The organism is Bradyrhizobium sp. 14AA (assembly GCF_054185205.1).
The window spans coordinates 40,009-60,837 of record NZ_JAVAYM010000005.1; the positions used below are offsets into that span (position 1 = coordinate 40,009).

The 20,829-nt window shown below is 64.5% G+C and carries 19 protein-coding genes; 7 read left to right on the forward strand and 12 right to left on the reverse strand.

Features of this window, described 5'->3' with window-relative positions; genetic code table 11:
* The first annotated feature begins 360 nt into the window (after positions 1–360).
* Positions 361–1,470 (forward strand): hypothetical protein, encoded by a 1,110-nt coding sequence (locus RAD15_RS11835; RefSeq protein ID WP_458177486.1) that lies wholly within the window; start codon positions 361–363, stop codon positions 1,468–1,470.
* A 206-nt stretch (positions 1,471–1,676) separates the two neighbouring features.
* Here RAD15_RS11835 and RAD15_RS11840 read toward each other — a convergent pair whose 3' ends face one another.
* Genes RAD15_RS11840 through RAD15_RS11865 form a run of 6 tightly spaced genes read right to left on the reverse strand, consistent with a single transcriptional unit; the run spans position 1,677 to position 7,547 of the window.
* Entirely contained in the window at positions 1,677–2,162 is a 486-nt protein-coding gene (locus RAD15_RS11840) for a nucleoside deaminase (RefSeq protein WP_458177489.1), read from the reverse strand.
* A 13-nt stretch (positions 2,163–2,175) separates the two neighbouring features.
* A complete protein-coding gene (locus RAD15_RS11845; protein ID WP_458177491.1) occupies positions 2,176–3,708 on the reverse strand; it encodes an ABC transporter ATP-binding protein in 1,533 nt (510 codons plus the stop codon).
* On the reverse strand, positions 3,705–4,388 hold the full coding sequence (gene biuH / locus RAD15_RS11850) for a biuret amidohydrolase (protein ID WP_458177493.1): 684 nt from the start codon (positions 4,386–4,388) through the stop codon (positions 3,705–3,707). The genes RAD15_RS11845 and biuH overlap by 4 nt, the downstream gene beginning before the upstream one ends.
* An 11-nt stretch (positions 4,389–4,399) precedes the next feature.
* Positions 4,400–5,326: an ABC transporter permease gene (locus RAD15_RS11855; RefSeq protein WP_145661734.1), complete on the reverse strand. Its 927-nt coding sequence runs from the start codon at positions 5,324–5,326 to the stop codon at positions 4,400–4,402.
* Positions 5,326–6,438 carry an ABC transporter permease gene (locus tag RAD15_RS11860; RefSeq protein ID WP_458177495.1) on the reverse strand — a complete coding sequence of 371 codons (1,113 nt, stop codon included), beginning with the start codon at positions 6,436–6,438 and terminating at the stop codon, positions 5,326–5,328. Before RAD15_RS11860 ends, RAD15_RS11855 begins: the two co-directional genes overlap by 1 nt.
* Positions 6,435–7,547 (reverse strand): BMP family ABC transporter substrate-binding protein, encoded by a 1,113-nt coding sequence (locus RAD15_RS11865; RefSeq protein ID WP_458177497.1) that lies wholly within the window; start codon positions 7,545–7,547, stop codon positions 6,435–6,437. Before RAD15_RS11865 ends, RAD15_RS11860 begins: the two co-directional genes overlap by 4 nt.
* 407 nt (positions 7,548–7,954) lie before the next feature.
* On the opposite strand from RAD15_RS11865, the gene RAD15_RS11870 reads away from it, so the two are divergent.
* Positions 7,955–9,229: an allantoate amidohydrolase gene (locus RAD15_RS11870; protein WP_458177499.1), complete on the forward strand. Its 1,275-nt coding sequence runs from the start codon at positions 7,955–7,957 to the stop codon at positions 9,227–9,229.
* Positions 9,230–9,326: 97 nt separating this feature from the next.
* Positions 9,327–10,700, forward strand: a complete 1,374-nt coding sequence (locus RAD15_RS11875) for a hypothetical protein (protein ID WP_458177501.1) — start codon at positions 9,327–9,329, stop codon at positions 10,698–10,700.
* A 6-nt stretch (positions 10,701–10,706) separates the two neighbouring features.
* On the opposite strand, the gene RAD15_RS11880 is transcribed toward RAD15_RS11875, so the two are convergent.
* Positions 10,707–12,026 (reverse strand): dicarboxylate/amino acid:cation symporter, encoded by a 1,320-nt coding sequence (locus RAD15_RS11880; protein WP_458177503.1) that lies wholly within the window; start codon positions 12,024–12,026, stop codon positions 10,707–10,709.
* A gap of 85 nt (positions 12,027–12,111) precedes the next feature.
* Entirely contained in the window at positions 12,112–13,125 is a 1,014-nt protein-coding gene (locus tag RAD15_RS11885) for a formamidase (RefSeq protein ID WP_458177505.1), read from the reverse strand.
* A 222-nt stretch (positions 13,126–13,347) separates the two neighbouring features.
* Here RAD15_RS11885 and RAD15_RS11890 point away from each other — a divergent pair, with 222 nt between their 5' ends.
* The 3 genes from RAD15_RS11890 to RAD15_RS11900 are packed head-to-tail and all read left to right on the forward strand — an operon-like array spanning position 13,348 to position 17,302.
* Entirely contained in the window at positions 13,348–14,019 is a 672-nt protein-coding gene (locus RAD15_RS11890; protein ID WP_458177507.1) for a TetR/AcrR family transcriptional regulator, read from the forward strand.
* Between the two features lie 12 nt (positions 14,020–14,031).
* Positions 14,032–15,897: an adenine deaminase gene (locus RAD15_RS11895; protein WP_458177509.1), complete on the forward strand. Its 1,866-nt coding sequence runs from the start codon at positions 14,032–14,034 to the stop codon at positions 15,895–15,897.
* Between the two features lie 13 nt (positions 15,898–15,910).
* The gene (locus RAD15_RS11900) at positions 15,911–17,302 is read left to right on the forward strand and encodes an NCS2 family permease (protein WP_458177511.1); all 1,392 of its coding nucleotides are present in this window, start codon (positions 15,911–15,913) and stop codon (positions 17,300–17,302) included.
* 8 nt (positions 17,303–17,310) lie between these two features.
* Here the strand turns inward: RAD15_RS11900 and RAD15_RS11905 are convergent, their stop codons facing one another.
* Positions 17,311–17,532: a hypothetical protein gene (locus RAD15_RS11905; RefSeq protein WP_458177513.1), complete on the reverse strand. Its 222-nt coding sequence runs from the start codon at positions 17,530–17,532 to the stop codon at positions 17,311–17,313.
* A 350-nt stretch (positions 17,533–17,882) separates the two neighbouring features.
* Here RAD15_RS11905 and RAD15_RS11910 point away from each other — a divergent pair, with 350 nt between their 5' ends.
* On the forward strand, positions 17,883–18,065 hold the full coding sequence (locus tag RAD15_RS11910) for a hypothetical protein (RefSeq protein WP_458177515.1): 183 nt from the start codon (positions 17,883–17,885) through the stop codon (positions 18,063–18,065).
* A 20-nt stretch (positions 18,066–18,085) separates the two neighbouring features.
* Here RAD15_RS11910 and RAD15_RS11915 read toward each other — a convergent pair whose 3' ends face one another.
* The 3 genes from RAD15_RS11915 to RAD15_RS11925 form a co-directional block, all read right to left on the reverse strand.
* Positions 18,086–19,465, reverse strand: coding sequence for a vWA domain-containing protein (locus RAD15_RS11915; RefSeq protein WP_458177517.1), 1,380 nt, complete (start codon positions 19,463–19,465; stop codon positions 18,086–18,088).
* A gap of 5 nt (positions 19,466–19,470) precedes the next feature.
* Positions 19,471–20,418, reverse strand: a complete 948-nt coding sequence (locus RAD15_RS11920; RefSeq protein ID WP_458177519.1) for an AAA family ATPase — start codon at positions 20,416–20,418, stop codon at positions 19,471–19,473.
* A gap of 145 nt (positions 20,419–20,563) precedes the next feature.
* A complete protein-coding gene (locus RAD15_RS11925; protein WP_212375101.1) occupies positions 20,564–20,764 on the reverse strand; it encodes a hypothetical protein in 201 nt (66 codons plus the stop codon).
* Positions 20,765–20,829 lie beyond the last annotated feature (65 nt).

The following is a 20,829-nucleotide window of genomic DNA, read 5'->3' on the forward strand; positions in this document are numbered from 1 at the left end:
AAACGAAATCGGAACCCGCTGTGCAGGTTTGGCGTGACTGAGCAAAAACGCGCCAGCGCAAGTATGCAATGGCCGATCAAGACGAGGCTCGCAGCCGACGATCAGGCCTGCGCTATCCGGCCGACAAAAAAGCCAAACAAAATCAGTCGGGAATGTTCGGCAAGGGGAGTTCTAGCGGGGCCGCACGCGCGTGATGGCCGCGCGCAAAACACCGCAGAATTCTGCGCGCGAGCAATCGTGGCTGCTGAAACATGCGGCATGCCTTGAAAAAAGTTGAGGCTTCTCACTTCGGGAGATCGGCGCAAGTGTCGCACCCAAGGGACGTTCATTTTTACGTGTCCAAACTTGGGGGTATTCAGGATGTCGTTTCGTTTCAAGGCAATTGCAGCAACGGCGCTGTCACTTGCTACGCTCGCCACCGGTGGCTGGGCTCAGGCTGCGGACCTGCCGGTCAAGGCCGCCAAGAAGGCGCCGGACCTTCCGTTCTTCCTGGTGATCGACGACCGCGTCACCTTCTCCTACATCTTCGACGCCAGCCAGCCCGGCGCGTTCACCAACACCAACGGCGTGATCAACTCCAAGACCACCAAGCAGGTCTACTCCTTCACCCATTTCGACGCCTGGGCCTACGGCACCAACTTCTTCACGATCTCGATGTTCAAGTCGGATCACAACGACCCGGCCGGTCCCTGCACGCAGACCGGCGGTATCGTTTCGCCGGCGGCGGGCTTCGCGTTCACGCCGGCGAGCTGCGCCGGCGCGACTGAAATCTACGGCCTGTTCCGCTCGACCTTCGGCTGGAACGAGATCTTCAACACCAAGGCCTTCACGCAGGGCCCGCTGCACAACATCTCGTTCGAGGTTGGCATGGATGCCAACACCGAGAACCGCTACTTCGGCGCCGCCAAGCGCGACGTCGTCGCCGGTCTGCAGTTTGCCTTCGACCTTCCCTACAAGGGCTATTTCAACGTCGCTCCCCTGGTTTACTGGGAGTTCGCCAACCACAACTCCTTCTCGCAGTGCGGCGCGGGCTGGATGGCCCCGTGTCTGACCGACGGCAACACCTCGTTCAAGCCGACCTGGGCGATCGAGACCAACTACTACATGGACCTCGGCTTCCTGCCGGCGAACATGCAGTACTTCTCCATCAGCGGTCGCGCGGCCTGGTACGGCAAGAAGGGAACGGACACCGAGCCGCTTCCGGCCAGCGTCGTCAACGGCGTCTATCCCACCAAGGTCGAGTTCAACTCGGAGCCGATCCGTCTGACGATGGATGCCTCAAAGGCGCTCTGGGGTGACAAGTACTCGCACTTCGTGGACGTCTGGGTGGCCTATCGCTACTGGCAGAACAAGTTCGGCCTCGATCACAACAACGCCGTTGCCTGTACCACGCTGGTCGGCGGGGCGAGGGTGAGCACTGGCTCCTGCACGGAGTCCTCGCTCTACTCGGGTATCACCGTGAAGTTCTGATCACCTGGCACTCTGCAGGTGAAGGAGATGGCGCCGCGTCAAACCTCCGCGGCGTCATCTTCGTTTGAGGAAAGAACGTAGGGTGGATTAGGTGCCGTAGGGTGGGCAAAGCGGAGCGTGCCCACCATTTGTGGCTTATTGCATGCGAACCGTGGGCACGGCGCAAGGGCGCCTTTGCCCACCCTACGGGAGTGTTTGCTGAGTACCTACTTCGCCCAAACCCCGTCGTGCAGCGCTTCGGCTTCGTCCTCCAGCAGCGGTCCCACGACCTCCGTCGGTCGCTGGCCGCTGGCAAACACCTCGCGGCAGGGCAGGTCGAGCGTCGGGTTCTCCGGGTGGTTGCCGGTGACGCCGCGCAGGCGATGCTCGCTGAGGCCATAGACGACGCGGCCGATGCCGGCCCAGTAGATTGCGCCGGCGCACATCGCGCAGGGCTCGGCCGAGGAATAGAGCGTGGCTTTGGCCAGCACGTCGAGGTCGAGTGTGCGGCAGGCCTGGGTGGCTGCGAGGCGCTCGGCATGCGCGGTGCCGTCATGGTCCGGCATGTAGCCGTTCTCGCTCTCGATCAGCACCTTGCCGTCGGCATCGACGACGATGCAGCCGAAGGGATGATTGCCATGGGTGAGGGAGCGGCGAGCGACCGCAAAGGACAAGCGCAGGAAGTGCTCGTCGCGTTCCGAGGTGCTGCCCATCAATGCTCCGCGGCTAATGGCCTGCCATGTGCCGGCCGACGACGGTAAGGTCGGCCTCGCTGGTCCGTGCTTCATACACGAATTCGCCGTGGAACATCACCACCAGCCGATCGGACAGTTCCAGCAGCTCGTCGAGGTCCTCGCTGACGAGCAGCACCGCCGCGCCGCGGTTGCGCGCGGCCATGATCTCGGCATGGATCTGCGCCACCGCCGCGAAATCGAGGCCGAAGCAGGGATTGGCCACGATCAGGACCTCGACATCGCTGCCAAGTTCGCGTGCGAGTACGGCACGCTGGACGTTGCCCCCCGATAGCGCCGAGATCGGCGTATCGGGCGTGCGGGTCTTGATCTTGTACCGGGCGATCTTCTTCTTCGCGTCGTCGCGGAAGGCGCCGCGGTTGAGCCACCAGCCGCCGCTGGCGAAGGGCGCACGGTCGAACTCGCGGAAGGCGATGTTGTCGGCGACGCTCATGCCGCCGACGCAGGCGTTCTTCAGCGGCTCCTCCGGCAGCAGCGACATCCTGTGGCGCCGCATCTCCTCGCGGCTGGCGTGATAGGGATCGCCGGCGACGCGGATCTCGCCGCTCTCGGCCTCGCGCTGTCCGGCCAGCACCTCGACGAGCTGGCGCTGGCCGTTGCCGGAGACGCCGGCAATGCCGACGATCTCGCCGGCACGCACGGTCAGCGAGACGTCATGCACGGCGATGGCGCCGGCATCGTCGAGCGCACGCACCTTTGCGAGCTCGAGCCGGGTCTGGCCGGCTTCGCCGGTGCGCGGCGGCTGCACCGTCAACTCCTCGGCGCCGATCATGGTGCGCGCCATCGCGTCCGGCGTGAGCTCGGCGACCTTGCCATGACCGGCGAGCTTGCCGCGGCGCAGGATGGTGACGTCGTCGGCGAAGGCCATGACCTCGCGGAATTTGTGCGTGATCATCAGGATGGTCAGGTCGCCGTTGACCACCATGCCGCGGAGCATGCCAAGCACCTCGTCGGCTTCCGCCGGCGTCAGCACCGAGGTCGGCTCGTCCAGGATCAGGAAGCGGCGCTTCAGATAGAGCTGCTTGAGGATTTCGCACTTTTGCCGTTCGCCGGCGGAAATGTCGGAGACCCTTGCTGAGAGCGGCACCTTGAAGGGCATGCGCGCCAGGAAGGCCTCGAGCTCCTTCATCTCCTTTGGCCAATTCACCACGGCCGGCACATTGTCGCGCGCCAGCACGAGGTTTTCCGCAACCGTCATCGCCGGCACCAGCGTAAAGTGCTGGTAGACCATGCCGAGGCCGAGCGCGTGAGCGTCCTTCGGATTGGCGATCGCCTGCTCGCGGCCGCCGACGATGATGTCGCCCTCTGTCGCGTGGTAATAGCCCATGATGCATTTGACGAGGGTCGACTTGCCGGCGCCGTTCTCGCCGAGCAGCGCATGGAACGAGCCCGGCCGCACCTTCAGCTCGACATTGTCGAGCGCCAGGAAATCGCCGAAGCGCATGGTCATGGCGATGGCGTCGACGCCGAAGGCGCCTGACGGCGGTGGCGTTTCGCCGATGATCACGAAATCGCTCCGATGAAGGCGTCGGAGGTCGAGACCGCGCCGAACACGCCGCCCTGCATCTTGATCATCTTGAGCGCGTGGTCGTGGTTGCTCTTGTCGGTCGCGCCGCAGCAATCATGCAGCAGCACGCATTCGAAGCCGCGGTCGTTGGCCTCGCGCATGGTGGTGTGGACGCAGACGTCGGTGGTGATGCCTGTCAGCACGATGTTCTCGATGCCGCGCACGCGCAGGATCAGCTCCAGGTCGGTCGCGCAGAACGAGCCCTTGCCGGGCTTGTCGATGATGGGTTCGCCCGGCAGCGGCGCGAGTTCAGGGATGATGTCCCAGCCGGGCTCGCCGCGCACCAGGATACGGCCGCAGGGGCCGGGATCGCCGATGCCGGCGCCGATCTGGCGCGAGCGCCAGCGCTTGTTGGCGGGAAGATCGGAGAGATCGGGGCGATGCCCTTCGCGGGTATGGATGATGTGAAAGCGTTGGCTGCGCATCGCCGCGAGCAGCCGCTTGATCGGCTCGATCGGCGCCCGCGTCAGCGAGAGGTCATAGCCCATCTTGTCGACATAGCCGCCGATGCCGCAGAAATCGGTCTGCATGTCGATGATGATGAGCGCGGTATTCTCGGGGCGGAGATCGCCGTTGTAAGGCCAGGCGTAGGGCTCGGACTTGATGGTGCGCTCGGGCATGGCTTTGCTCTCTAGCGGGTGATCGACAATTCGGCCGGGGCTCCGGTCAGCGTGCGTTTCGGCGAGCAGGTGATGATCATGATCGCCAGCGTCAGGATGTAGGGCGCGGCGTTGAAGAGATGATAGCCGGAGGTGACGCCGACCGATTGCAGCGCCGGTCCCAGCGCCGCGGCGCCGCCGAAGGCGAGCGAGGCCCACAGGCAGAGCAGGGGATCCCAGCGCGCGAAGATCACCAGTGCGACGGCGGTGATGCCCTGGCCCGAGGAGAGGCCCTCGTTCCAGCTTCCGGGATAGAACAGCGACAGGAACGAGCCGCCGATGCCCGCGAGGAAACCGCCGACCATGGTGGCGCGCAGACGGATCAACAGCACCGAATGGCCCATCGCGCGGGCGGCATCCGAGCTCTCGCCGGCGGTCCGGATCAGAAGGCCCCAGCGCGTGGTGCGGAAGGCCCAATAGAGAATCGGCGCGAGCGCGACGCCGATCAGGAACAGCACGTTGATGCGCAATGCGGCGCGCACCTGCGGGATGTCGCTCCACCAGCCGAAATCGATCGCGGGCAGGCGCGGCGCGGTGGGCTCGATCAGCGGCTTGCCGAGATAGAACGCAAGGCCGGTGCCGAACAGCATCAGGGCGATGCCGACCGCGACGTCGTTGACGCGCGGCAGCGAGCAGATGCCGGCGTGCAGCGCGCCGAGCAGCGCGCCGGTGATCCCGGCGGCGAGCACGCCGAGCCACGGGGATCCCGTGAGATAGGAGATGCCGTAGGCGCTCATCGCGCCCATCACCAGCGTGCCTTCAAGGCCGAGATTGATGCGGCCGGAGCGCTCGGTGATGCATTCCCCCAGGCTCACGAACAGGAACGGCGTGGAGACGCGGATGGCGCCGCCGAGCACGGCGAGCGGGACGGTCCAGAGTCCGATCGATCCGTCTGCCATCAGGAGTTTCCCTTCAGGAAGCCGATGCGGCCGTAGAGCGCATCGCTGGCCAGCACGAAGACGAAGATGATGCCTTGCAACACCTGCACCGATGCATCGGGCAATCCGAGGCGGCGCTGCAGCAGGCCGCCGCTCGCGCTGATGCCGCCGAGCAAGATCGCGACGGGAATGATGGCGAGCGGATTCTGCCGCGCGAGGAAGGCGACGAGGATGCCGGTGAAGCCGTAGCCCGCCGCGAGATTGGCGTTGGTGCGTCCCTGCACGGCGGCGACCTCGACCATGCCGGCAAGCCCGGCCGCGCCGCCGGCGAGAAAGCACACGGTCAGGATCAGCTTGCTGACGCCGAGGCCGACGATCTTCGCCGCGCGGATGTTGCCGCCGGCCACCCGCGCAGCGAAGCCGAACACGGTGTGATAGATTAAGATGTAAGAGGCGATCGCGGCGATTAGCCCGAAGACGAGACCCCAATGCACGTCGGTGCCGGGAATGGAGCCGATCATGTTGGCGGCGCCGATTTCGCGGGTCGACGGCTTGTTGAGGCTGGCGGGATCGCGCATCGCGCCTTCGACGAGATGGTTGAGGATCGCAAGGCCAATGTAGACGAGCAGGAGGCTCGAAATCGTTTCGTTGACGCCGCGGTATTGCCGCAAGCCGCCCGACAGCATGATCCACAAGCCGCCGCCGATCACGCCGGCGCAAACCATGGCGGTCTGCACGACGAGCGGCGGCAGGCCCTGAAGCGCGAGCGCGGCGCTGGTTGCCGACAGCGCGCCGATCAGCAGCGCGCCTTCGCCGCCGATGATGACCATGCCGAGTTGCGCCGGCAGCGCCGTGCAGAGTGCGGTGAGGATCAATGGCGCCGCGCGCGTCAGCGTGTTCTGCCAGGAGAACCAGGTGCCGAACGCGCCGTAATACATGTAGAAATAGAGGTCGAGCGGGTTCTTGCCGAACATCGCGACGAAGACGCCGAAGACCGCGAGCGCGCCGGCGAGCGCCGCGCCCGGGATCAGGACATATTCGATCGTGCCGCCGTGGCGCTGGAGGAAGCCGGGATCGGCGGCCGGGGCAATTGTCCCGGCCGCCTCAGTGGGATCCGCCGTTTCCGCCGTCACGAAGTCGCTCCGAGCACGCCTTCGACGAGATAGTCCATCTTCTCGAGCTCAGGATCCTTCTGGCCGCGATCGGTGCCGGCCGGGATGACCGTCTTGCCCTTGTTGTCGACCAGCCCGCCTTTGAAGATGGCGTAGCCGTCGGCGGACAGGAATTTTGCCTTGACCTCGTCGGCATGCTTGCGCGCTTCGGCGGAGACAGCCTCGCCATAGGGTGAGGTCTTGACGATCTCTTCCTTGAGGCCGCCGCGATAGAAGTTCGGGATGCTCTCGCCGGCGGCGATCATCTTGACGAACTTGGGATAGAGCGCCTCCCAGTTCCACTCGGCGCCCGTGAGATAGGCCTTCGGCGCGAGCGGGGACTGGTTGGTGTGATAGCCGCAAACGAAGGCGCCGCGGCGCGCCGCGTTCTCGACCATGGTCTTCGGACCATCGACGTGGCAGGTGAGCACGTCCACGCCCTGGTCGATCAGGCTGTTGGTGGCCTCGGCTTCCTTCACGGGCATCGACCAGTCGCCAGTGAAGATCACCTGGGTGGTGGCCTTTGGATTGGCGAGCCTGGCGCCGAGCGCGAACGCATTGATGTTGCGCAGCACCTGCGGGATCGGCTTTGCCGCGACGAAGCCGAGCTTGCCGCTCTTGGACGTGTAGCCGGCGACGATGCCCGAGATGTACTGGGCTTCGTCGATATAGCCAAAGTAGCTGCCGGCGTTCTTCGGATCCTTGTCGCTCCACAGGCCGCCGCAATGCTCGAAGTGCAGCTTCGGGAATTTGTTGGCCATCTTGATCATGTGCGGATTGTAGTAGCCGAACGACGTCGGGAAGAGCAGCGTGGCGCCGTCGAGATTGATCATGGACTCGATCGTCTTCTCGACCGCGTCTGTCTCCGGCACCTTCTCTTCCTCGACGACCTTCAGTCCGGGAATCTTCTTCAGCGCCGCGGCGCCCTGCGCGTGGGCCTGGTTGTAGCCGTAGTCGTCGCGCGAGCCGACATAGATGAAGCCGATGGTCGTCTCGGCCGCGAAGGCCGGGCGGAGACCCGCTGCCGCACCGAGGGTGAGGGCCGCGCCGCCCTGCAACAAATGACGTCGTGAAATCCTGCCAAAATCCATTGCTTGCTCCCCTTGGCGGATGCCCCGCCCTGATCGCGCGGCGACCGCCGGTCTTGGCGGCGCCGGGATAAGTTGTCGCAAGCTTTGTGCCAGAGGTCAGTCGGCGGTCAATTCCATTCAAGGTATTGAAAAATATAAATTATTTAGTATGTCGCAGACTTGGTCAGGAAATCGCAGATGAAATTATGAGCACTAATTTATCATTGTATGCAATGGAGTTGAGCAGTCCTAACCGGATTCGGCGTGTGTATGACGAGGCCTGGACGGGTCTGCCGCAGCCTGCATTCATGCTAACCACGCGCTGCTTGGAACGACGGTCGGCAGCGTGATTTCGCTGGCACCGAACTTGTATCGATTGTTGCCAGGACCGCCGCCGCCGCGGTCCAGAGAAGAGAAAGCTCGCCGAGATGGGTGCTGGTCACGCTGTTCAGGATGCATCACTCGGCGAAGAGATCGTGAGCCGCATCAACGAGCTTGGTGCGATCTCGGAGGAGCCAGGCAAACTCACCCGAATCTATCTCAGCAAGGAGCTGCGCCAGGCCGCCGACGTCATCCTGGACTGGATGCGTGACGCCGGCATGAGCGCGCATCTCGACGCGATCGGCAATGTCTGCGGGCGCTATGAGGGCGAGCGGCCGGGGGCGCCCTGCCTGATGCTCGGCTCCCACTACGATACGGTGCGCGATGCCGGCAAATGGGATGGGCCGCTGGGCGTGATCACGGCGATCTCCTGCATCGCCGATCTCAATCGCCGCGGCAAGCGCCTGCCGTTCGCAGTCGAGATCGTCGGATTTGCGGATGAAGAAGGCGTGCGCTTTGCCTCGACGCTGCTCGGCAGCCGCGCCGTGGCCGGCACGTTCGACGAGAGCGTCCTGAACACGCGCGATCGCGACGGCGTTTCGATGCGTGATGCGCTCGTCACGTTCGGGCTCGATCCCAATCATATCGGCGCGGCGGCGCGGGCGCGGCGCGAGCTGCTTGCCTATCTCGAGCTGCACATCGAGCAAGGGCCCGTGCTGGAGGCCCAGAACCTGCCCGTCGGCGTCGTCACGGCGATTGCGGGCGCGACGCGGCTTGCCGCGCGGCTGACCGGCATGGCGGGGCACGCCGGCACGGTGCCGATGGCGCTGCGCCGCGACGCGCTCACGGGTGCTGCCGAATGCATCGGTGCGATCGAGCAGTTCTGCCGCACCGACGAGGCCGGCCTGGTCGGCACCGTCGGCTACATCCAGGCGCGGCCCGGCGCGACCAATGTCATTCCGGGCGAGGTATCCTTCACCATCGATATGCGTGCGCCGACCGACATGCACCGCAAGCGCGCGGTCGCCGACATCGTCCGCCAGATCGAGGCCATCGCGAAGCGGCGGCAATTGGCACTTCAGCTTGACGTCACCCACGAGAACCGCACCGCGCCTTGTGCGCCCTGGCTGAAGGACCAGATCGCGCAGGCGATCCAGGCAGAGGGCTTTTCCGTGTTCGAGCTGCCGAGCGGGGCGGGGCACGATGGCATGGCCATGATCGACATTGCCGATGTCGGCATGATCTTCGTCCGCTGCCGCGGCGGCATCAGCCATCACCCGGACGAGCATGTCGAGCTGGCCGATGCCGACGCAGGCGCGCGCGTGCTGCTGCGGCTGATCGAGAATTTCAGGCCGCGGGAGGGCCGTGCCGGCGCGAACTGACCGCCAGGGGCCCGCCCGTCATCGGGGTGAGACACGAATCAGTCACGCTTGGAATGGTGACCGGCCATTGCCGGAGATCACGAGATACCAGGCGCATATGAGCAGCGATATTTCCTTGCCGTCACATCGCGGAAACAGGTTTTACCAGGGCATGGCGGCGACCTTTGTCGCCAACGCTCTTCAGGCAGTGAATTTTCTCGGTGATCGATTCCTGAGGAAGCCGCAGCATTCGTTGTCGGCCATCGAGGACCTTTACCGGCACTCGATGGACAGCGCCTTTTCGGTGACCGAGGCTTTCCTCGTCACGGGCGCGCCGCACGCCTCCGCCTATTATCCGCGTGACTTCGCCTGGTTCTACCCTGATGTCCTCGACCCCGAGACCATCATGGATTCGCAGGACGCGGTGCGACGGGTGCGCCTGCTCGAGAAGAGCGTCCGCCTGCTGCTGGAGGCGGTTCGCGCCGACGTCGTCACCACGACCATCGTACCGGCCGGCAGCCGCCGGTATCTCGGCGTCAACTATTTCTCGCGCCCCTCGGATACGCTGCTCGGCATTTTAGCCGGTCTCCAGCAGATGCTCTCAGCCGAGGAGCGGGCGTCGTCCCATCTGGCGATGTCGCAATGCGCGCATGCCGGCCGCCTGCTGCTGGCCGAGTATGGTGGCGACCTGAAGCGCGCGATCCTCAAGCTCGCGAGCGAGCTGGAGCCGTTCGACGCCGACGGCACCGGATATTTGCTGTGCGACGCCAGCGGGCCCCGCTCAGCCGCAACCGACACGCGTGCGGAGCGCCGGCGTTTCGTCACCAATGCCTGCGTCTACACGACCTTCGCGTGGGGCGTGCAGCTTGGCGTGGTCGATGAGAACGAGCTGAAGCTGCTGCTGGGACGCGACCTCGCGCAGTACAAGAGGGATCTGCTCCGTCTGTTCGGCAAGGACGGCTATATCAGGCATTCGCTGGACGGCCCGGCGGGCTCGCCGGTGTCCGCGGTCGCGCTGGATTTCGTCAGCGTGCATCGCGGCTTTTGGGACATGACCGATGCCGGCGAACGCGCGCTGTTCGCGGCCACGGCGGATCTGATCATCGCCGAGCCGCGCTTCCGCATCCCCAGCACCTTCCACTTCCTGGTCTCCGCGGATAATCCGCGCAACAAGATGATCCACAAGATCGCGGCGCCCGCCTATCAGGGACGCTCTTCCTGGCCGACGTTCAATGTCGAGTTCGCGGATCGCATGCTGGATTTTGATGAGTCCTCAGGGAGCGATACCTACCGGGCCTGCGCTCAGGGAATTCTGAAGGACATTCGCACCGCGACCGAGGTCCACGGCGGCTATCAGGAACTGATCTCGGAGCAGGGCCTGAAATATCGCACCTGGGCATACAAGGGCGCCGTGGCGCACTCCTGGTTTCCGCGCTTCCTGTCGGTCTGGAGGAGGGCGTACGGAACGCCGCTCCTCCAGTGGAACGACTGACCCGCGCTATCCCGCGGTCACATCCACCAGTTCGCCGCCTTCGAGCACCTTGGCCGCCTTGGCGCGGTCGAGATCGCCTTCCCAGGCCGCCACCACGACCGTCGCCACGCAGTTGCCGACGAGGTTGCCGAGTGCGCGGGCCATGCCGATGAACCAGTCGACCGACAGCACCAGCACGAGGCCGATCGCGGGGATGCTCGGCACCGCGTTGAGCGTTGCCGCCAGGATCACAATCGCCGAACCGGGCACGCCATGCGCGCCCTTCGAGGTGATCAGCGAGACGCCGAGGACGAGCAGGAGGTCGCCGAAGGACAGCGGCGTGTTGGTCGCCTGTGCGATGAAGACGACGGCGAGCGTCAGGTAGATCGAGAAGGCGTCGAGGTTGAAGGAGTAGCCGGTCGGAATGACGAGGCCGACCACGGAATCCTTGACGCCCATCCGCTCCAGCTTCTTCATGATCTGCGGCAGCACGGCGTCGGAGGAGGCGGTGGCGAGCACGATCGTGAGTTCTTCGCGCAGGTAAGCAAGGAATTTGAGGATGTTGATTCCGGCGAGCGCCATCACGCCGCCGAGCACGCCCAGCACGAAGATGCCGACCGAGACGTAGAACAGCATCACCAGCGACACGAGCTGCTTCAGCGAGCCGACGCCGTATTTGCCGACGGTATAGGCGACCGCGCCGAGCACGCCGAGCGGTGCAACGCGGACGATCAGGCCCATGACGCGGAACAGCACGGTGGAGGCGGCATCGATCATGCTGGTGACGAGCTTGCCCTTCTCGCCGCCGACCAGCGCAAGGCCGACGCCGAACAGGACAGCGAAGAACAGCACCTGAAGTACGTCGTTGCGCGACAGCGCGTCGAAGGAGGTGGTCGGGATCACGTTCATCAGGAAGGCGCCGATGCCGCCGCCCGACAGCTTGTGGGCGTTGTCGGCGTAGGTGTTGAGCGCCTTGGCATCCAGCGTCGAGGGATCGATGTTCATGCCATGGCCGGGACCGAAAAGGTAGGCGAGCAGCAGTCCGACGACGAGTGCGACGGTCGTCATGACCTCGAAATAGAGCAGCGCCTTGACGCCGACCCGGCCGACCTTCTTGAGATCGCCGGCACCGGCAATGCCGTGCACGACGACGCAGAACACGATCGGCGCCACGATCATCGAGATCAGCTTGAGGAAGGCGTCGCTGAGAATCTTGAGCCCGATGGCGAAGTCCGGAGCGGCCATCCCCAGGATGACGCCAAGCACCAGCGCGGCCAGGACCTGGACGAACAGCGAGGTGTAGAGTGGCTTCGGTTCGGCGGCAGGTGCCGCAGTGATGGTCGACATGGTGGAATCCCCCGTTTGACGCGACTTGGACGCCAAAAAGGAGCAACTACCGTGCCAGAATGTCGCGGTTCCCGCCGGAAAGGGTCTATTCCGCCGCCTTCGCCGTCTTGCCGAACATCCGCGTCGGCGTCGGGAAGCCGCACGATGTGCCGTCGGTGACCTTGACCTGGTCTTCCCAGGGGAGGCGATAGGTGCCGGCGACCATGTCCTGCATGAAGGTGTAGGGGCAGTCCATCGCGCCCCCCTTCACCGCGACATAGCCGCGGTGCCAGAGCTGGTAGATGTTGTTCTCGACGCCCCAATTGATGCGGGCCTCGCGTACGAGGTCCGGCCGGACCTCGGCGGTGATGATCTCGTCGGCGCGGCCGGTGGTGCCATGCGCCAGCACGGTGCCGTCGAAATTAACGATCATGCCCTCGCCCATGGAATCGAACGAGCCGTCCGAGCCGCACATGCAGACGTTCGCGGTCACCATCAGGTTCTGGAACGAATTGGCCTGGTTGGTGAAGCGCCATGCCTCGCGGATCGGTGCAGTGTAGCCGGCGGTGCGGATCATGATCTCCGCGCCCTTGTAGGCGCATTCCCGCGCCATCTCCGGGAACATGCCGTCATGGCAGATGATCAATGCGATCTTGGCGCCCTTGGGCCCCTCGATCACGGGGATGCCGACGTCGCCGGGCTCCCACGGCTCGACCGGAATCCAGGGATGGAGTTTCCGGTAATAGAGCTTGATCTCGCCGTGGTCGTCGATGATCAGCCCGGAATTATAGGGATTGCCGTGCGGGTTGAACTCCATGATGGAGAAACAGCCCCAGATATTGTTGTCGGCGCAGGCCTTCTTGAAGGCTGCGACCTCAGGCCCGTCGAGCCGGCACATGATCTCGGGGTTGGTGTCCATCGAGAGGCCATGCAGCGAATATTCGGGGAACACCACCAGATCCATGGTGGAGAGATTGCGGCGGGCCTTGCCGACCATCCAGACGATGCGCTCGGTCTGCTTGGCTAGATCGGCGCGGGTCACGACATTGGGCAGTTGTAACTGCACCAGGCCGATGACCACGCCCTCAGGCGATTTGTTCAGCCCGCCAAGCCCGTTCATGATCCGCTCCCTTGCCGTCCGCGCGGCGCCGTTGCGCGCAGTTCTCGGCAGAGCAAATCCGATTTTGGCGATGTGCAAAAGTCCATTTTTCAGGCGGCCGGCGAAAGCCGTGCGCGTGAGTCTCGCCAGACGTCCAGGAGCACGGCGACGCCCATTGTTGCGGCGCGGGGTGCCTCAAGTCTCGGCTTGACCTTCCAATCCGCCCAATGTCAGACTTATGACATGAGTACAGCGAAGCGACATATCGCCAGCCTTCGTGACGAATATGCCGAGATGACGCGGCAGCGCATCATTGCGGCGTTTGTCGAGGCTCTGGAGGACGAGGCGGTCGACGACATCTCCATGGCCGCGGTGGCCAAGCGTGCGAAGGTGGCTGAGCGAACCATCTATCGGCACTTCAAGACCCGCGCGGAGCTGTTCGCGGCGGCCGGCGAATGGATCGAGGACAACGTCTTCAGCTACATTCCCTTCACCTCGCCCGACGAACTGCCCGAGATCTTCCGCAAGCTGTGCAAGCGGTTCGACCGACATCCGCATCTGGCGCGCGCCATCGCGATGACTCGGGCGGGCCGCCGGGTGCGCGCCGGCTTCCGCCGACACCTGATCGACCAGCATCGCAAGGCGATGGCGCCGCTGGTGCGGCATCTCCCCGCGAAGGACGTCCGCCAGGCGGAGGCGCTGGCCTCCTACCTCAACAACGTGCTGGCCTGGAACGCGATGCGCGAGGATTTCGGCATGACGAGCAGCGAGATCGCCGATGCCATCGAGTGGGCGCTCACGACCCTCCTGAAGGACGTTCGGCAGCGCGATGCCGCCGCGCGCAGCGGCAAGGCCGGTAACAAGGCTGGTAAATCGCCGCGGAAGCGGACTGCAGCTGCGAAAGTACCGGCATAGGTGAGGCAGGCCATGAATGCGATCCCCGACGATCTCCTGATCAACGCGCCGGACGAGGTTCGCATTCGCCAGGACCTGGTGCTGACGGCGCTCGGTCGCCGCCCGGCCGATCGCGCCTTGCGGGTCGGCAGGTTGCTCGACGTGCACAGCCGCACCTGGAGCCAGGATCAGGAAATCGTCTTCAAGGGCCGGCGTATCGCGTGGGTAGGGCCGGCCGGAAGCTATCCCGGCGAGGTCCGCGAGCGTGCGCATCGGCCGGATCTTGCCGCCGTCCCCGGCTTCGGCGAGGTGCACAAGCATATCGAAAGCTCGCATCTGACGCCGGAATGGGAGGCGGCGCTGGTGCTGCCGCATGGCAATACCTGGACTTGCGAGGCAAGCCACGAATTCTCCAATGTCGATGGTGCCCGCAATCTCGAATTCTGGTTCGAGGCACGCCGACGCGGCTCGCCGCTCAAGATCTTTCCGCAGCCCGGCTCGGCGGTGCCGCCGACCGCGTATGAATGGGGTGGCGGCTGGTATGGCCGCGATGAGCAGGCGCGCTTCATGAGCGAAAGCCTGATGGTCACCGGCCTCGACGAAGTCATGGACTGGCCGGCAGTGTGGAATCCCGACAATCCGTCGTACAAGCGGCTCTGGGGCATGATCGAGGCGACGTTCGCGGCGCGCGGTGTCGTCGAAGGCCATGCCTCCGGCTTGCGGGATCTGCCCTCCATCAACGCCTTTGCCGCGGCCGGGCTCGCATCCGACCATGAAGTGCAGACTCCGGAGGAAACCTGGGACAAGCTCACGCGTGGCTTGTTCGTCGAGCTTCGCGTCTATGCCATGGACGAGATCGTCAAATGGCTGCTCGCGAAGGGCCTTCAGGACTGGTCGCAGATCGCGTTCACCACGGATGACCGCAGCGCCAGCCATACGCTGGAGCTCGGCGCCAGCGATCACAACGCGCGGGTCGCGATCGAGGCCGGCCTCGCGCCGGAAATCGCAATCCAGTGTCTCACCATCAATCCGGCGCGACACATGCGCCTCACGCCGTTCGTCGGCAGTCTGTCTCCGGGGCGCTTCGGCGACGTCGTGCTGCTGTCGGATGTTGCCAAGCTCACGATCGCTGAAGTGTGGGCCGATGGTGCGCAGGTCTCCGACGGCAAGCGTTATCTCGGCGAAGTGCCGGCGATCGAATGGCCGGAGTGGGCGACCAGGACGGTCAACGTCAAGCGCACGATCAAGCCTGAGGATTTCGAGCTGGGGGCTGAGCCTGGCCGGGCCACGATGAAGGCGGCGGTGATCCGCCCCTTCCATTGGCATCCTGAGTTCTACACCCTCGAATTGCCGGTCCGTGACGGTGCCGTGCAGCGCGACGAGAGCGAGGCCATCACCAAATTCGCGATCGTCGACCGCTTTTCCGGCGACGGGCGGGTCGCAAAGATGTTTTGGCGCGGTTGTGGACCGCGCACGCCGGAGACGGCGGTCGCCTGCTCGGTGGCGCACGACAAGCACAACATCTGGGTGGTCGGATCGTCCGACGCGGCGATGGCAAAGGCGGTGAATGCGCTGATCGAACTTCAAGGCGGATGGGCGCTGGTGCGCGAGGGCGAGCTCGTCGCCACCGTGCGCTTCGAGGTCGGCGGGCTGATGAGCTGTCGCTCGGCGCAAGCGCTCGATGCCGACATGCAGGCGCTTTATGCAGAAGGCCGCAAGGTCGACTGGATGTACGAGCCGACGTTCCGGCCGCGCTGGTATCCGGGATTCCCGGAACGGCTCATGTTTGCAACGCTGACTTGCGCGCCCTGGAGCTGGGTGCTGGTGGCGCCGTGCGAGCAGGCGCCGCTCGGTTTCATCAACGTGCAGACCGGCGAAGCGCACCCGGTGGTCTGGTAGGGGAGGACTGGGGATGAACGAGATGACGAAGCCGCAGGCCGCCTCCACAGAGCCGGCGCCGCACGCAGCGACGGGGCTGCTCGACCGGACCTTTCGCCTCACCGAGCGTGGCACGAGCGTCGGCCGCGAGATGATGGCCGGAGCGACGACGTTCGCGGCGATGGCCTATATCATCGCCGTGAACCCGGCCATCATGTCCAACGCCGGAATGGATCGTGCCGATCTCGTCAGCGCCACGGCACTCGCCGCGATCCTCGGCTCGGTGATGATGGGGCTCTGGGCCAATCTGCCGCTCGCGGTTGCGCCCGCGATGGGTTCGAATGTCATCTTCACCTATGTCATCGTCAAGCAGATGGGCATGCCCTGGCAGGGCGCGCTTGCCATGGTCGCTTTCACCGGTGTGCTGTTCCTGATCCTCAGCCTGTCTAAGCTGCGCGAGAAAGTCGCGAAGGACGTGCCGGAAGCGCTGAAGATCGGCATCCAGGCGGCGGTCGGGACCCTCATCGTCTTCATTGCGCTGCGAGGCGCCGGATTCGTCGTCCAGAATCCGTCGACCTACATCGCCATGGGATCCCTGCGCAGCCCGGCGGTGCTGCTGACGCTGTTCGGCCTCCTGCTCACACCCGTGCTGGTGGCGCGTCGGGTGCCCGCGGCGCTGATCCTGTCGATCGCGTTGCTGACCCTGATCGGTTTCTTCGTTCCCGGCGCCAACGGCAAGATGGTGACGTCGATGCCGTCGGCCATCCTGTCGTGGCCGCGCTGGCCGACCAGCACCTTCATGGCGCTCGACGTCGGCTATCTCTTCAGCCATTTCGTCGTAGCGCTGCCGCTGCTGTTCTACTTCCTGTGCGCCGAGTTCTTTTCGACCCTGGGCACGCTGATTGGCGTAACGGGAGCGGCCAATCTGCGCAAACCCGACGGCTCGATCCCGAACGCCACCGCCGCATTTGCGACGGATGCGACGGCGTCCATCGTCGGTCCGCTGCTCGGCACATCGGTCGTGACGGCCTATATCGAATCGATCACCGGCGTGCAGGCCGGAGGGCGTACCGGACTGACCTCGCTGACGGTGGCGGCGCTCTTCTGCCTCGCTTTGTTCTTCTGGCCGATCTTCGTCATCATCCCGCCACAAGCAACCGCGCCCGCGCTGGTGCTCGTCGGCGTGCTGATGATGCAGGGCCTCGCTCGCATCGACATGACCGATCTCGTCAATGCGGTTCCGATCGTGCTGACGCTGCTGGTCACCGTGCTGACCAACAACCTCATCAACGGAATGGCTCTGGGCACGCTGAGCTACATCGCTCTGGAAATGTCAGTCGGCCGGCGGTCGCAGATTCCAACGATGGTGTGGGGCCTCGGGGTCGTATTCATCGCCTACGCGATCGTGATCGCACAAATATTTTAACGCATGCGTCACGCCGCGACGTCCAGCAGGCGGCACGAACCACGCACGAGCACCTTGCGTCCCGCGGGCGTCATCGCCGGCACGCCGTCATTGACGACGACGAGGCCGAGCTTGACGAGACTTTCGACCAGATAGGCCCTCGAGAGGCGACCGCCCGACACGGGATTGCGAAGTGTGCGCAGGGCTTCCCATTGGTCCGGCGAAAGATCGAAGTCGACATCGTTGCTCATGTTGCCTCAAGCGGTAGTGCCATTCGCGCGCCTCTGTTAGCGGCGCTGCATGAAGACCATGCGACGACAATGAGTCGGGAATCCGGTGAGCTGTTTAGAACCTCTCTTCACGAATTGCCGCACTTCGTTGCGCCACAACCGTTAAGATCGTTCAACGACGAAGATCGTCCTGGGCTTCGATCACATGTTAATGATCTGGATTTGATGCTGCACCGCGATTTGCCGCGCTGCAGGGAAGCGCTGCTGTCTCATTCTGCGTCGCAATATGCACAGGAATCATGAGACGAGAAGTTGGAGACTCTGTTACGGTGATTGCCGGGGAATGGCTTCACGCGGCAGGAGTGGAGTGCATGAACAGGCTGGTTGAAATTCGCAGTCAGGAATCTCTGTGCCGGGAGCGTGCCGCGCTCGATTTCGAGCGCCGGGTTTTCTGGCTCGCGCAAGCCCAGGAATGGGAGCAGCGTGCGCTCGACGAAATTGCCCATCACTTCCGGGAGTGCAACGTCGGCCAGGCGGAGCTTGCGCCAAACTGACGTAGGCTGCGAGTCGAGACCTACTGATAAGTCGCCACGATGTCGGACACCGCGCGCTCGAGCTGCTGCGCGGTGGCACACTGTCGCACCACGCTGCAAAAGGTCGCGTAGCGCGGCATCTCGGAATCGCCAAAGCCCCAGGCGAGCCGTCCTTCGGGATTGAGCCAGACCAGTCGCTTCGAGCGTTCGGAGATGCGGCGCAGGATGTCGGCGCGCGGGTCGAGGTTGTTGCTGCGGGCATCGCCGAGCACGATCACCGTGGTCTGCGGCGTCAGCGCGCTCATGAAGTCCTTCTCGAAATCGACCAGCGAGGAACCGTAGTCGGACGAGCCGAAGCCGACCTTGGACATGATCTCGGCCATCGCCTCTTCCGGCGATTTCTTTTCCAGGATCTCGCTGACCTCGATCATGTGCGACGAGAAAGCAAAGGAGCGGACGTCGTCGACCACCTCGTGCAGCGAGTGGATCAGGAGCAGGAAGAAATCGGACACTTGCGCGACCGAGCCGGAGACGTCGCATAGCGCCACGATCTTCGGCCGGTCGCGGTGCTTGCGCTTCCATGCGGTGAGGAAGGGCACGCCGCCCCAGGCGGCGTTCCGGCGGAGCGTGCGGCGAACATCGAGATGGCCGCGGCGCTGGCGCTTGCGCGGTTTCGAATAGCGTTCGCGCAGGCGGCGCGCGATCTTGCGGATGAGGGCACGCATCTCGGCGACCTGACGTCGCTCGATGCGCGCGAGCGGCGCGTTGCGCAGGATCTCGTTGCGGAGGTTTTCGGCCTCCTCGCGGGCATAGAGCGCAAGCCCCTGCGAGACGGTGTCGCGCACGGCTTCGCGCAAGGCGTCGAGCGCGGCACGCAGGCGCTCGGCGAGCGCCGGGTTGGTTGCGGTCAGCCCGTCGAGATCGTCGCGCAGGCGCTGGAGGCCCATGGCGTCGAGGATCCGGCTGGAAAAGATGCCGCGCTGGGTGGAATAGCGGATATCGGACAGGGAGGCCGCACCGGACGCGCTGGCCATGGCGGCGGCGATCGCGTTGCGGTCCTGCGACAGCAGCATCTGCGCCAGCGGGCCCAATCCTTCGGTCGGTTGACCTGCGCTTGCATCGCCGGTCTCGCCGGAGGAGGGCGATTGATCAGCGTCCTGAGAAGCGTCGTCGTCGCTGTCGGCCTCAGGCTGGTCCTGCCGTGGTTCCGGCTGGCTGAAGAACAGGTCGAAGCAGTCGCCGAGCGCGAGCTTCTCGTCCTGCGACTTGGCGAGCGTCAGGAGCAGCGCGTCGCGCAGGATGGTTCGGTCGGATACGCCGACCTGCGACACCGCGCGCATCGCATCGATGCTTTCAGCCGGCGAGACGTGGACGCCGACACCGCGTGCCGCCCGAAAGAAACGATGAAGGTTCTCGCGCATCGGCGTCAACCGAAGACGTTGGACCGGGCCGCCTTGGCAATGAAGGTCGTGATCTGAGGCTGAGCGGCTTCGATATCGGCCTCGTATTTCAGGAGCACGTTGAGCGTGTCCTTGACCATCTCGGTGTCGAGCTCGGTGGCCTGGAGCAGCACCAGCACGCGCGCCCAGTCGATGGTCTCGCTGACCGAGGGCAGCTTCTTCAGATCGAGCGAACGGATCTCGTGGATGAAGCCGACCATCTGCCGGCGCAGCGTCTGCGAGATGCCGGGCACGCGGCTCTCGACGATGCGCTCCTCCAGCCGTTGCTCGGGGAAGCCGATATGCAGATGCAGGCAGCGCCGCTTGAGGGCATCGCCAAGGTCGCGCTCGCTGTTGGAGGTGAGGATCACCGTCGGCGGCGTGATCGCCGAGACGGTGCCGAGCTCGGGGATCGTGACCTGGAAGTCGGAGAGGATCTCCAGCAGCAGCGATTCGAATTCCGCGTCCGACTTGTCGATCTCGTCGATCAGGAGCACGCAGCCGCCAGGCTGTTCCAGCGCCTGCAGCAGCGGGCGCGGCTCGACGAATTCCTTGGAGAAGAACACGTCGCCGAAATCGTGGAGTTGGTCGAGCGCCGCGTGCAGCGTCTGCGCGCCGCCGAGGACTTCACCGAGCTTGTCCTTGAGGATCTGCGTATAGAGAAGCTGCTTGGCGTATTTCCACTCGTAGAGCGCCTTGGCCTCGTCGAGGCCTTCGTAGCATTGCAGGCGGATCATCTTCATGCCGCGCCAGGCGGCGATCGCCTTGGCAAGCTCGGTCTTGCCGACGCCCGCGGGTCCCTCGACCAGGATCGGCTTCTCGATCTGCTGCGACAAATAGACGGCGGTCGCGATCTGCCGGCTCGCGATGTAGCCCTGCGCGGCGAGGCCGCTCTCCACTGCCTCGATCGAGGTCGAGGCCTTCTGTTCAGCCACGAAAGGGCGCTCCCAAAGGTCTTGCTTGAAGCTTGTTCTGCCTGCGTTCCCGGCAAAGAACAAGCCTCGTTTGGGAGACATCAGATCCGCGTGAGCGGCATTTTTTCCGTTCAGCGCAAATAGTTGGGCGGCTCGCCGGCCGCGCTCAGTGCCGCAGCAGCTCCGGCTTGCGGATGGTCTGTCTCAACTCGGCGCCGCAATCGGCGCATTCATAGACGAAGTCGATCTTGGCAAGGCTCCAATGCGGCTCGACCTCGCGCACATACATCGGCAGGAACCCCATGCATGTCGGGCAATTCACAGGCGCGATCTCGATATCCTGATGATGCTGTACATAAGCTGGCATCTCGGCTCTCCTTCGCAGGCGACCACCAATCCCCGCGCAAAAGCTACTGCCGGTTGCTCCAGAGC